Annotated in this window: 11 protein-coding genes; 7 read left to right on the top strand and 4 right to left on the bottom strand. The window is 57.0% G+C overall.

Translation table 11 applies throughout. The features are described 5' to 3' along the window. Positions 1-10: 10 nt before the first annotated feature. Both AACX99_RS02810 and AACX99_RS02805 read left to right on the top strand, forming a co-directional pair. Positions 11-631 (top strand): lysophospholipid acyltransferase family protein, encoded by a 621-nt coding sequence (locus tag AACX99_RS02810; RefSeq protein ID WP_339409322.1) that lies wholly within the window; start codon positions 11-13, stop codon positions 629-631. 1 nt (position 632) lies between these two features. Beyond that, entirely contained in the window at positions 633-1,574 is a 942-nt protein-coding gene (locus AACX99_RS02805; protein ID WP_339409320.1) for a phosphatidate cytidylyltransferase, read from the top strand. A gap of 421 nt (positions 1,575-1,995) precedes the next feature. Here the strand turns inward: AACX99_RS02805 and gyrB are convergent, their stop codons facing one another. Genes gyrB through dnaA form a run of 4 tightly spaced genes read right to left on the bottom strand, consistent with a single transcriptional unit; the run spans position 1,996 to position 8,182 of the window. Then, complete coding sequence (gene gyrB / locus AACX99_RS02800) at positions 1,996-4,413, bottom strand: DNA topoisomerase (ATP-hydrolyzing) subunit B (protein ID WP_339409319.1); 2,418 nt, start codon at positions 4,411-4,413, stop codon at positions 1,996-1,998. Between the two features lie 4 nt (positions 4,414-4,417). Then, positions 4,418-5,521: a DNA replication/repair protein RecF gene (recF, locus tag AACX99_RS02795; RefSeq protein ID WP_269382643.1), complete on the bottom strand. Its 1,104-nt coding sequence runs from the start codon at positions 5,519-5,521 to the stop codon at positions 4,418-4,420. Between the two features lie 56 nt (positions 5,522-5,577). Then, entirely contained in the window at positions 5,578-6,681 is a 1,104-nt protein-coding gene (dnaN, locus tag AACX99_RS02790; RefSeq protein ID WP_339409318.1) for a DNA polymerase III subunit beta, read from the bottom strand. A gap of 31 nt (positions 6,682-6,712) precedes the next feature. Beyond that, on the bottom strand, positions 6,713-8,182 hold the full coding sequence (gene dnaA / locus AACX99_RS02785) for a chromosomal replication initiator protein DnaA (RefSeq protein ID WP_339409316.1): 1,470 nt from the start codon (positions 8,180-8,182) through the stop codon (positions 6,713-6,715). A gap of 522 nt (positions 8,183-8,704) precedes the next feature. Here dnaA and rpmH point away from each other — a divergent pair. The 5 genes from rpmH to mnmE all read left to right on the top strand — a co-directional run bounded on the left by rpmH (position 8,705) and on the right by mnmE (position 12,690). Beyond that, positions 8,705-8,839 carry a 50S ribosomal protein L34 gene (gene rpmH, locus AACX99_RS02780; RefSeq protein WP_002551315.1) on the top strand — a complete coding sequence of 45 codons (135 nt, stop codon included), beginning with the start codon at positions 8,705-8,707 and terminating at the stop codon, positions 8,837-8,839. 11 nt (positions 8,840-8,850) lie between these two features. After that, complete coding sequence (gene rnpA / locus AACX99_RS02775; protein WP_372239922.1) at positions 8,851-9,255, top strand: ribonuclease P protein component; 405 nt, start codon at positions 8,851-8,853, stop codon at positions 9,253-9,255. Further along, positions 9,248-9,493 carry a membrane protein insertion efficiency factor YidD gene (gene yidD / locus AACX99_RS02770; RefSeq protein WP_090254202.1) on the top strand — a complete coding sequence of 82 codons (246 nt, stop codon included), beginning with the start codon at positions 9,248-9,250 and terminating at the stop codon, positions 9,491-9,493. The genes rnpA and yidD overlap by 8 nt, the downstream gene beginning before the upstream one ends. Positions 9,494-9,495: 2 nt before the next feature. Then, positions 9,496-11,247, top strand: a complete 1,752-nt coding sequence (gene yidC, locus AACX99_RS02765; RefSeq protein ID WP_339409314.1) for a membrane protein insertase YidC — start codon at positions 9,496-9,498, stop codon at positions 11,245-11,247. A 75-nt stretch (positions 11,248-11,322) separates the two neighbouring features. Next, complete coding sequence (mnmE, locus tag AACX99_RS02760; protein WP_339409313.1) at positions 11,323-12,690, top strand: tRNA uridine-5-carboxymethylaminomethyl(34) synthesis GTPase MnmE; 1,368 nt, start codon at positions 11,323-11,325, stop codon at positions 12,688-12,690. Positions 12,691-13,102 lie beyond the last annotated feature (412 nt).

Raw genomic sequence — 13,102 nt, 5'->3', positions numbered from 1 at the left:
GGAACCGTCCATGCTCGCTTCCCTGACTGCCTTTGCCATCACCTCAGCTGCACGCCTGCTGACCGGCGCTCGCGCGCTTTGGCTAGGTTGCAGCGCCGAACCGGCACAACGGCTGTATTACGCCAACCACAGCAGCCATGGCGACTTCGTCCTGCTCTGGGCTTCACTTCCAGACAACCTGCGGCGCACCACACGCCCCGTGGCTGGCGCCGATTACTGGCAACGTGATGGTCTGCGGCGCTACCTGATCAACAGCGTGTTCAATGGCGTGCTGATCGACCGCGAACGCAGCTCACCTGAAGCCAACCCACTGCAACCGATGCTTGATGCCTTGGATAACGGTGACTCACTGATCCTGTTCCCCGAGGGCACGCGTAACCTAGAAGACGGTCTACTGCCATTCAAAAGCGGCCTGTTCCATTTGGCGAGCGCCCGACCACAGGTCGAACTAATCCCCGTATGGATTGCCAATCTCAACCGGGTCATGCCCAAGGGCAGGGCGCTGCCTTTGCCCTTGTTATGTACCCTGAGCTTTGGCGAGCCGCTGGAGCAAGTGGAGAACGAAAGTAAAGCTGCGTTCCTCGAACGTGCGCGTAACGCCCTGTTGGCCCTGGCGCCCGAGGAGGTTTGAAATGGATAACAACACGCTGCAGCTGTTCGCCGGGATTGGCGCATTACTGATGCTCGCTTCGGCCATCGGCTGGTTGCTCAAGCGCCGCGCCGGGGGCACAGAAAACCCGGTCATCGACAACCTCAACGCTCGGATTAACGCCTGGTGGGTGATGGTCGTAGTGATCGGGATTGCTTTCCTGTTCGGCAATCTGGGCGTGATCCTGCTGTTCTATTTCGTCTCCTTCTACGCCCTGCGCGAGTTTATGACACTCACGCCCACCCGGCGCAGTGACTACCCGGCATTGGTCGCGGCCTTCTACTTCGCTCTACCAATGCAGTACTTGCTCATCGCCTTCGACTGGTACGGCCTGTTCGCCATTTTTATTCCGGTTTACTTGTTCCTGCTGCTACCAATTCTCGCCTCACTTGGCGGCGACACCACACGCTTCCTTGAGCGCGCGTCCAAAGTGCAATGGGGTCTGATGATTGCGGTGTACTGCATTTCTTCGGTACCGGCGCTGCTGACCCTGGATATCCCAGGCTATGAAGGACGCAACCTGTTGTTGATCGCCTGGTTGATCATCGTGGTGCAAATCTCCGACGTGTTGCAGTACGTCTGCGGCAAGCTGTTCGGCAAACACAAGATCGCCCCACTGCTGTCACCATCGAAAACCGTAGAAGGCTTTGTCGGTGGCGTCAGCCTAGCCTGCCTGGTTGGCGCGCTGTTGTGCTGGATCACCCCATTCAGCTTCTGGCAGGCGGCTTTGATGGCCCTGACTGTCAATTTGCTGGGCTTTGCAGGCGGTCTGGTGATGTCGGCAATCAAGCGTGATCGCGGCGTGAAAGACTGGGGCTATATGATCGAAGGCCACGGTGGCATGCTCGACCGCCTCGACTCCGTATGCTTTGCCGCCCCGGTTTTCTTCCACTTCGTGCGCTATTGGTGGGTACCGCTGGCCTAAAACACAAACAAAAAATGCCCTGTAAATCGGGGCATTTTTTTGCGTCTAACCGTGAGCACTTCCATATTCACGCAACGAAAGCTCAAGGTTAATCCGTCCATAACTTTTCTAGAGGCAACAAAAAACCCGCCGAAGCGGGCTTTTTCCTGACCATTCAACATCCTGTCAATGCATCCTAGCGGTGGTCAATCATCCTTGATACCGAGCAGATCCGTTGCTTGGTGGATGTGTTTAGATTAGTGCGCGCCGGTCAATGTAAACAGCGCCAATCACCACCGAAGTCTGTAAGCCATTCGCTATAACGACTTGCTGAATGCGTTACTCCAGAATGAAAAACCCCGGCACGAGGCCGGGGTATTACCGCTTATTTCGCGACATCAGTTGCCTGTAACACGACAACTTATCTGCCATCGACACCTGATCAGAAGTCCAGGTTAGACACTGCCAATGCGTTGGTCTCGATAAAGTCACGGCGCGGCTCTACAGCATCACCCATCAAGGTGTTGAAGATCTGATCGGCGGCGATAGCATCTTCAATACGCACCTTGAGCATACGGCGCACTTCTGGGTCCATGGTGGTTTCCCAGAGTTGATCCGGGTTCATTTCACCGAGACCTTTATAGCGCTGAATACTGTGACGCTTGGTGCTTTCGGCCATCAACCAGGCCAGTGCATCCTTGAAGGTGGTGACCGCCTTCTTACGCTCACCACGCTGCACGTAGGCGCCTTCCTCAAGCAGGCTGTTGAGTTGGTCGCCCAAGCTGGTAACAGTTTTATAGTCATTACTGGCGAAGAAGTCGCGGTTGAAGATGATGTAGCTGGAAACCCCATGGGATACCAGTTCAACCTGCGGCAGCCAGACGTGACGCTCCTGATCTTCATGCAAGCTGGTTTTATAGATCAGACCGGACTTTTCCATCCCCTTGAGGCGCGCATCGAGCAGGCCCAACCACTGCTCCATGGCTACCTTGTCCGCCAATTGCTCGGCTTCCACACGCGGGATATAGACGAAGTGCTCAGTCAGCTCTAGCGGGTAAAGACGCGACAAACGATTGAGGGTCTTCATCACCAGGCGATAATCGTTGACCAGGCGTTCCAGCGACTCGCCAGACAGGCCTGGCGCGCTTTCATTGACGTGCAGGCTGGCATCTTCCAGGGCCGACTGGGTCATGTATTCATCCATGGCCTCGTCATCCTTGATGTACTGCTCCTGCTTGCCCTTCTTAACCTTGTACAGCGGCGGCTGAGCGATATAGATGTAGCCGCGCTCAACAAGCTCCGGTAGCTGACGGAAGAAGAAGGTCAGCAGCAGGGTACGGATGTGCGAACCGTCGACGTCGGCGTCGGTCATGATGATGATGTTGTGATAACGCAGCTTGTCGATGTTGTACTCATCGCGGCCGATACCACAGCCTAAGGCGGTGATCAGGGTGCCGACTTCCTGGGAGGAAATCATCTTGTCGAAGCGCGCTTTCTCAACGTTGAGAATCTTGCCCTTGAGCGGCAGGATCGCCTGAGTTTTGCGGTTACGGCCCTGCTTGGCAGAACCGCCCGCGGAGTCCCCTTCCACGATGTAGAGTTCGGAAAGAGCAGGGTCTTTCTCCTGGCAATCGGCCAGCTTGCCCGGCAGCCCGGCGATATCCAGCGCGCCTTTACGGCGAGTCATTTCACGGGCTTTGCGCGCCGCTTCACGGGCGCGCGCGGCATCGATCATTTTGCCAACCACAAGCTTGGCTTCGTTGGGGTTTTCCAACAGGAAGTCGGAGAAGTACTTACCCATTTCCTGCTCGACCGCAGTCTTCACTTCGCTGGAAACCAGCTTGTCTTTGGTCTGCGAGCTGAACTTGGGATCCGGTACTTTTACCGAAATAATCGCAGTCAGGCCTTCACGGGCGTCATCGCCGGTGGTGGCAATCTTGTGCTTCTTGGCCAGACCTTCCTGCTCAATGTAAGCATTCAGGTTACGCGTCAGGGCCGAGCGGAAGCCGGCGAGGTGGGTGCCGCCATCGCGCTGTGGAATGTTATTGGTGAAGCACAACAGGTTCTCGTTAAAGCTGTCGTTCCACTGCAGGGCCACTTCTACGCCGATGCCGTCTTCACGCTGCATGGTGAAGTGGAACACCTGATTGACCGCGGTTTTGTTGTGGTTGAGGTATTCAACGAAGGCACGCAGACCACCTTCGTACTTGAACAGCTCTTCCTTACCGCTGCGTTCGTCCTTAAGCAGGATGCCCACGCCGGAGTTGAGGAACGACAGTTCGCGCAGACGCTTGGCCAGAATATCCCAGCTGAAATGGATATTGGCGAAGGTGTCTTCGGACGGTTTGAAGTGGATCTGCGTGCCGGTGACATCGCTGTCGCCAACCGCTGCAATCGGCGCCTGAGGCACGCCATGCACGTAGGTCTGCTCCCAGATCTTGCCGCTGCGGCGGATGGTCAGAATCAGTTCCTTGGACAGGGCGTTAACCACGGACACACCCACACCGTGCAGACCACCAGAAACTTTGTAGCTGTTGTCGTCGAACTTACCGCCTGCGTGTAGCACGGTCATGATCACTTCAGCAGCAGAAACGCCTTCTTCCTTGTGCATATCGACCGGGATACCACGACCGTTATCGCGCACGCTGATCGACTCATCCGGGTGGATGGTGATGGTGATTTCGCTGCAATGCCCAGCCAACGCCTCGTCAATCGAGTTGTCGACCACCTCGAACACCATGTGGTGCAGACCGCTGCCATCGTCGGTATCGCCGATGTACATGCCAGGCCGCTTGCGTACGGCATCCAGGCCCTTGAGGACCTTAATGTTATTGGAGTCGTACGTTTGGTTTTCGCTCATGCCTTCACTCCCGGTGGTCGTGGGTCTGGGTAATGCCACCATGTTCCACGTGGAACATGGCAACTGGCGTATCCGTGCGCCAGCCTTCCCTCAACAATTCATGGTCTACACAGGTGATAAACACCTGGCAGTGCAAGTCTTCCAACAATCGGCACAACGCACGACGATGCTGTTCATCCAGTTCTGACGGCAGGTCATCCACCAGATAGATGCATTGGCCGTGCTTGGCCTGATTGACTAAATGGCCCTGCGCAATGCGCAGTGCACATACAACTAATTTCTGCTGGCCGCGCGAGAGTATCTCGGCGGCATTGTGCGCCCCCAACCGTAGCCTTAAATCGGCACGTTGCGGACCTGCCTGAGTATGGCCCAATTGCTGATCGCGGGAGAGGGTGGAGGCGAGCACTGTATTGAGCTCACGCTCTTTATCCCAACCGCGGTAGTAACTGAGGGTCAAACCTTGCAGCTCAACCAGCTCATTCAGGGTGCGTTCGAAAACCGGTTTCAGGGCCTGAATATAGGCGCGCCGATAACCGTCAATTTCGTCGCTGGCCAGGCACAACTCTCGGTCCCAGGCCGCCTGCGAAGCGGCGTCAAGTGTACCATGCCGCAGCCATGAGTTCCGCTGACGCAGGGCCTTCTGCAGGCGCTGCCAGGCCGGCAGAAAACGAGGTTCCACGTGGAACACTCCCCAATCGAGGAACTGCCTACGAATCTTCGGCGCGCCTTCGAGCAGGCGGAAACTGTCCGGATTGATCAGCTGCAGCGGTAAAGTCTCTGCCAGTTGCGCAGCACTGCGCGCGTTCTGCCCGTCGATACGTATCTGAAACTCGCCCTGACGATCTCGCGAAATACCCAGGTTGCTTTGCCGACCATCAGACATCTGCACCTGACCGAAAATGGTGCAGGCGAGCTGATCGTATTGAATCACCGGAAGCAGGCGAGTGCTGCGAAAGGAGCGAGCCAGACCCAGCAGATGAATGGCTTCGAGCAGGCTGGTTTTGCCGCTGCCATTGTCACCGGAAAGGATATTGATACGCGGGGAGGGTGAGAGGGTCACCGGGTGCAGATTACGCACCGCGGTGACGGTAAAGCGAGTAAGGGACATTAACTAACAGACCGTTGAAGAACGTTACGAGCGCAGTAGTTATTCAACGGTCTGGATTACAGACGCATCGGCATAACAACATAAGACGAATCGTCGTTGTCAGCTTCTTGCACCAGGGCACTGCTGTTGGCGTCAGAAAGAATCAGACGCACCTGGTCGGTTGTCATCACGCTCAATACGTCGAGCAGGTAGCTGACGTTGAAACCGATTTCCAGCGCACTGCCGTTGTAGTCCACAGCGATCTCTTCTTCGGCTTCTTCCTGCTCTGGGTTGTTCGCCTGAATTTTCAGCAGACCGGATTCCAGTTGCAGGCGAATACCGCGGTACTTCTCGTTGGACAGAATCGCGGTACGGCTGAACGCTTCGCGCAGGCCCTGGCGATCGGCAACCACTAACTTATCACCACCACGCGGCAGCACACGCTCGTAGTCGGGGAACTTGCCGTCGACCAGTTTCGAGGTGAAGGTGAACTCGCCCGTGGTAGCGCGGATATGGTGCTGACCGAGAACGATGCTGACGCTGCCATCCTGCTCGGTGAGCAGACGGGCCAGTTCGAGAATGCCTTTGCGCGGCACAATGACCTGGTGGCGCTCAACCTGCTCAATCGCCGCTTCCATCGAACACATGGCCAGACGGTGACCGTCGGTGGCAACCGCGCGGAGGATGCCGGTCTGTACTTCCAGCAGCATGCCGTTGAGGTAATAACGCACGTCCTGCTGGGCCATGGCAAAGCTGGTGCGTTCGATCAGGCGACGCAGCCTGCTTTGCACCAGGCTAAAGTTCAGCGAACCTGGACCTTCTTCAACAGTGGGGAAGTCATTGGCGGGGAGGGTGGACAGACTGAAGCGGCTGCGGCCGGCTTTGACCAGCAGCTTCTGCTCGTCGATACGAATATCGATCAGTGCGTCGCTCGGCAGGCTCTTGCAGATGTCCATCAGCTTACGCGCCGGTACAGTGATCTCACCGGGTTGCGCAGGCTCCTCCAAAGTTACGCGACCAACCAGCTCGACTTCCAGGTCGGTACCGGTCAGCGACAGCTGCTGGCCTTCGACCACCAGCAGCACGTTAGAGAGCACCGGCAAGGTCTGGCGGCGTTCCACGACGCCGGCGACCAGTTGCAGAGGTTTCAACAAGGCTTCGCGTTGAATGGTGAAATGCATGGTCTAGTCCCTTGCCTAGTGGAGTTGCGTATTAGGTTGTCAGCGTACGCAGCAAATTCTTATAGTCCTCGCGGATGTCCGCGTCGGATTCCTTAAGTTCAGCAATCTTACGGCATGCATGCAATACCGTTGTGTGATCGCGGCCGCCGAAGGCATCACCGATTTCCGGCAGGCTGTGGTTGGTCAGTTCTTTCGACAAGGCCATGGCCACCTGACGGGGCCGCGCGACCGAACGCGAGCGGCGCTTGGACAGCAGATCAGAAATCTTGATCTTGTAGTACTCGGCCACAGTGCGCTGGATATTGTCGATGCTGACCAGCTTGTCCTGCAGGGCTAACAGGTCCTTAAGCGATTCGCGGATCAGCTCGATGGTAATGTCCCGGCCCATGAAGTGCGAGTGGGCGATTACGCGCTTCAACGCGCCTTCCAGCTCACGCACGTTGGAGCGGATGCGCTGGGCAATAAAGAAGGCGGCATCGTGGGGCAGATCGACTTTAGCCTGATCGGCCTTCTTCATCAAAATCGCCACACGGGTTTCCAGCTCAGGCGGCTCGACGGCTACCGTCAGACCCCAACCGAAACGCGACTTCAGGCGTTCTTCCAGGCCTTCAATTTCTTTCGGGTAGCGGTCGCTGGTGAGAATCACCTGCTGGCCACCTTCGAGCAAAGCGTTGAAGGTGTGGAAGAACTCTTCCTGGGAACGCTCTTTCTTGGCGAAGAATTGAATGTCGTCAATCAGCAACGCATCCACCGAGCGATAGAAGCGTTTGAATTCGTTGATCGCATTTAGCTGTAACGCCTTGACCATGTCCGCAACAAAACGCTCGGAATGCAGATAAACCACCTTGGCATTCGGGTTCTTCGCCAACAGGTGATTACCCACCGCATGCATCAGATGGGTCTTACCCAGGCCCACGCCACCATAAAGAAACAGCGGGTTGTAACCGTGCTTGGGATTGTCCGCCACCTGCCAGGCCGCTGCGCGGGCCAGCTGGTTGGATTTACCTTCGACGAAGTTATCAAAGGTAAAGGTGCGGTTCAGGTAACTGGTGTGCTTCAACCCACCTTCAACCTGCACCGAACGCTCGGTACGCGCAGGCGCCTGCTGGCTGGCCGCACCAGCCATCGGATCGAAGCTGGCGCGCGAAGGCTCTGCCTGCGTAGTAGAGGTTGCGGCTGTGGTGACTGCCGCAGGTGCTGGCGTGCTCGGCGCAGCGGACGGGGTACTGACAGCTGCGGCACGCGGTGCCGAGCTGCGTTTGCTACCTATTAATAAGGAGAGCGCTGGAACCAGACCGTTGGTCCGTTCAGTGAGTAACTCGAGCAAACGGCTGAGGTACTTCTCATTAACCCAGTCGAGGACAAAACGATTCGGCGCATAGACGCGGAGCTCGTCGCCTTCGGCTTCGACCTGCAGTGGACGGATCCAGGTGTTGAATTGCTGAGCAGGCAGCTCATCGCGCAGAAGCTCGACGCACTGCTGCCAAAGTTCCACAGACACGGACATCCCCTAAATCGCAAGGCGCGAGGCAAAAAACAGCCGTCATTGTAGCCGCCGAGGCTTGAGTTATCCACATGTAAGCTTGCTTATGCGTAAGGAAAATCAACGCGTTATTAGCGTTAGTGGCTTATAACTCGAGTCGGGAAAAAGCTGTGGATAACCACTCATAAGCTCACGGGATAACCCAGGGTAAAAACCAGTGGAAAACCCTATTGTGGGTAAAACGGTATTCCATCCTCAGCTTTTGGACTGCTTCCACACAGTTGCGGCACGCCTTTTCGACAGACTTACCCTTGGCTGAACAGCCATAACCTTTTGGCCTCCAAGCACTTATGCACAGATCGATGACCAGCTAATAGCTACTAACATCACTAAACATCTTTAAATATTCTCTTCTTTATATTTCTTTATTCAGGAAAAGCCTGGTTGGAAATTGACCTGACCCTCGGGTTTCTCTAGAATTGCCGGTCTCTTAAAACGGGGGCCATTCCGGCCCGTAGTCGACCACCCAGGTACCGCATCATGAAACGTACTTTCCAACCCAGCACTATCAAACGCGCTCGCACCCACGGTTTCCGTGCTCGTATGGCCACCAAGAACGGCCGTGCTGTCCTGTCGCGTCGTCGCGCAAAGGGCCGTAAGCGTCTCGCCGTCTAAATTTCGGTCTTGTGGTGAGTCGAGACTTCAGTCGGGAAAAGCGTCTGCTAACCCCCCGGCAATTCAAGGCAGTCTTCGACTCCCCTAGCGGCAAAGCTCCGGGCAAAAATGTCCTGCTGTTAGCGCGCAACAACGAACTTGATCACCCCCGACTGGGATTGGTGATCGGCAAGAAGAGCGTCAAACTCTCTGTTGAGCGCAATCGTCTGAAACGCCAGATCCGCGAATCGTTCCGTCTCAACCAGGACAACCTGGTGGGATGGGACATCGTGGTGGTTGCGCGTAAAGGCCTTGGTGATCTGGAGAACATCGAACTGGCTCGCCAGTTTGGCAAACTCTGGAAACGCCTCGAACGCAGTAAGCCAAGCCCGGAAGCCGTCGCAACACCTGGGGTGAACGACAGTCCCCATGCGTAAACTGGCTTTGCTTCCCATCCAGTTCTACCGCTACGCCATCAGCCCCTTGATGGCCAGCCACTGTCGTTTCTACCCAAGCTGTTCTTGCTACGCACTTGAAGCCATTGAACATCATGGCGTCATGCGCGGTGGCTGGCTGACCCTGCGTCGGCTTGGCCGCTGTCACCCGTGGAATCCCGGTGGATACGACCCGGTTCCCTGCGTGAAAACCTCCCGTTCCTCTTCGATGGCCGAATAATCATGGATATTCAACGCTCGATCCTGATCGTCGCCCTGGCAATCGTGTCCTATATGATGGTTCTCCAGTGGAACCAGGACTACGGTCAAGCTGCCCTGCCGACAGAAATTGCCGCGACCAGCAGCACCGTACCCGGCCTGCCGGATACTACTGCCACCACTTCAACTCCAGCTGGCAGCGACGATATTCCGAGCGCCTCCCCGGCTGTTGAACCCAGCTCCATCAGTGCTGCACCGGCTATCGCCAGCGATGAACTGATTCGCGTGAAGACCGATGTACTGGATCTGGCCATCGACCCGCGCGGTGGTGATGTGGTGCAACTGCGTTTGCCGCAGTACCCGCGTCGTCAGGATCGTCCGGATGTCCCTTTCCAGCTGTTCGACAACGGTGGCGAGCGCACATACCTGGCGCAGAGCGGTTTGATCGGCAGCAATGCACCGGACAAATCCAGCGGTCGTGCTCTTTGGAGCAGCGAGCAGAAGAACTATGAACTGGCCGACGGCCAGGATCAGCTGCAAGTTGACCTCAAACTCAGCGAAGACGGCATCAACTACATCAAGCGCTTCACCTTCAAGCGTGGTCTGAACGCTGAATGTGCGGCCAAGGATCAACAGCAGAAGAAACCCGGCTGCGTTGATCCATCTTCCTATCAGGTAACAGTCAGCTACCTGATCGACAACCAGAGTGCTCAGGCCTGGAGCGGCAACATGTTTGCCCAGCTCAAGCGTGATGGCAGCGACGATCCGTCCTCCACCACTGCTACCGGCACTGCGACCTACCTCGGTGGTGCGCTGTGGACCAGCGAAGAGCCGTACAAAAAAGTGTCGATGAAAGACATCGACAAACAAGCCTTCAAAGAAACCGTTCAAGGAGGCTGGGTTGCCTGGCTACAGCATTACTTCGTCACTGCCTGGATTCCAAGCAAAGACAGCACTAACCAAGTACAGACCCGCAAAGACAGCCAAGGCAACTACATTGTCGGCTTTACCGGCCCGGCCATTCAGGTTGCTGCCGGCGCTCAGGGTGAAACCAGTGCAATTCTGTATGCCGGCCCGAAGCTACAAGGCCATCTGAAGACTCTGTCTCCAGGTCTTGAGCTGACAGTCGACTACGGCATTCTGTGGTTCCTGGCTCAGCCGATCTTCTGGCTGCTGGAAGTTATCCACAACCTGCTCGGCAACTGGGGCTGGTCGATCATCATGTTGACCGTGATCATCAAGCTGATCTTCTTCCCGCTGTCCGCTGCCAGCTACAAATCCATGGCGCGCATGCGTGCCGTTGCGCCAAAACTCGCTCAGCTGAAAGAGCAGCACGGTGATGATCGCCAGAAGATGTCCCAGGCGATGATGGAGCTGTACAAGAAAGAGAAGATCAACCCGCTGGGCGGTTGCCTGCCAATCCTCGTGCAGATGCCGGTATTCCTTGCGCTCTACTGGGTGCTGCTGGAATCCGTGGAAATGCGCCAAGCGCCATGGCTATTGTGGATAACTGACCTGGCGATCAAAGACCCGTTCTTTATCCTGCCGATCATCATGGGCGCCACCATGTTTATCCAGCAGCAGCTCAACCCAACGCCGCCGGACCCGATGCAAGCCAAGGTACTGAAGATGATGCCAATAATCTTCACCTTCTTCTTCCTCTGGTTCCCAGCGGGTCTGGTGCTGTACTGGGTAGTCAACAACGTCTTGTCCATCGCCCAGCAGTGGTACATTACGCGCAAGATCGAAGCCGCAGCCAAGGCCGCAGACGCCTAAGCAGTGATTGCTTCTAAGCTGTAACAAACGCCCCTTTTCAGGGGCGTTTTGCTATGTCGTATTCAGGAGAACCGCATGCCACCCGTTGCTGAAACCATTGCCGCCGTCGCCACCGCCCAGGGCCGGGGTGGCGTTGGCATCGTGCGAGTTTCCGGGCCGCTGGCCGGCACCTTGGCGCAGGCGATCTGCCAACGCGAGCTGCAGCCGCGCTACGCCCACTACGGGCCGTTCTTCGCCGACGCCCAGCAGGTGCTGGATGAAGGCCTGGCCCTGTACTTCCCGGGCCCCAACTCCTTTACCGGCGAAGACGTGCTGGAACTGCAGGGCCACGGCGGGCCAGTAGTGCTCGATCTGCTGCTGCGCCGCTGTGTACAACTCGGCGCACGCCTGGCGCGCCCCGGTGAATTCAGCGAACGCGCCTTTCTCAATGACAAACTCGACCTCGCCCAAGCCGAGGCGATTGCCGATCTGATCGAAGCCAGTTCCGAGCAAGCCGCGCGCAATGCCTTGCGCTCGCTGCAAGGCGAGTTCTCGCGCCGTGTGCACGGCCTGACCGAGCGGCTGATAAGCCTACGCATCTATGTCGAAGCCGCCATCGACTTCCCGGAAGAGGAAATCGACTTCCTCGCCGATGGCCATGTACTCAGCCTGCTTGATACCGTACGCACAGACCTCGCCGACGTGCTGCGTGAGGCCGGCCAAGGCGCCCTGCTGCGCGATGGCATGACCGTGGTGATCGCCGGCCGTCCCAACGCGGGTAAATCCAGCCTGCTTAATGCTCTGGCCGGGCGCGAGGCGGCCATCGTCACCGAGATCGCCGGCACCACCCGTGACGTGCTGCGCGAACATATCCACATCGATGGCATGCCGCTGCACGTGGTCGACACCGCCGGCCTGCGTGATACCGAGGATCAGGTCGAACGCATCGGCGTCGAGCGTGCGCTGAAAGCCATTGGCGAAGCCGACCGCATCCTGCTGGTGGTAGATGCAACGGCGCCGGAAGCCGACGATCCCTTTGCCCTGTGGCCGGAATTTCTCGACCAGCGTCCCGATCCGGCCAAGGTCACCCTGATCCGCAACAAGGCCGACCTGTCTGGCGAGTCGGTGGTACTGGAGGTGTGCAATGACGGTCATGTCACCATCAGCCTGTCGGCCAAATCGACTGAAGGCCTGGATCTACTGCGTGAACACCTCAAGGCTTGTATGGGTTATGAGCAGACCTCTGAGAGCAGCTTCAGTGCGCGCAGACGGCATCTGGAAGCATTGCGCCAGGCCTCGTCTCACCTTGAGCACGGCCACGCTCAGCTGACCCTGGCCGGTGCCGGCGAGTTACTGGCAGAAGACCTGCGCATGGCTCAACAAGCCCTGGGCGAAATCACCGGGGCGTTCAGCTCCGATGACCTGTTAGGGCGGATCTTTTCCAGCTTCTGTATCGGCAAGTAGGATGGGTTAGCGACGCAGGACAGCTAACCTGCGAGCAGCACAAGTCCTCCCGCGCCGCGTAACCCATCATGACGTGGCGCCTTCCTGATGGGTTACGGCGCATCGAATCATGCGCTGCATCCGCAATTTCCTCCCAGCGCCTAACCCATCCTACGTCCTGAAATCCCAACTAATGCCGTTCGGGAAGGCATTCGCCTGGGCGAAAGATGCTGCCAATCCACTTATTGATCCACCTAAGCCCTGTGGAAAACCCGGCCTAAGCCCTGCCGATAACTCGGTGATAAAACAGAGGATAACTGCCTCTGTGGATAACCATCGCTTTCATCCACAGCTTGCGTACGGCAACTGAACAGGCAGATGGCAGGATCAGCACAGACTTTTTAAACGCTGTAGGCACTGAATCCATTGGTCT

It is taken from the genome of Pseudomonas sp. EA_35y_Pfl2_R5 (assembly GCF_963970805.1).
Classification (GTDB): Bacteria; Pseudomonadota; Gammaproteobacteria; order Pseudomonadales; family Pseudomonadaceae; genus Aquipseudomonas.
Note: the sequence above shows the minus strand (reverse complement) of the source record. Positions and strands in the feature narration are given on the sequence as shown.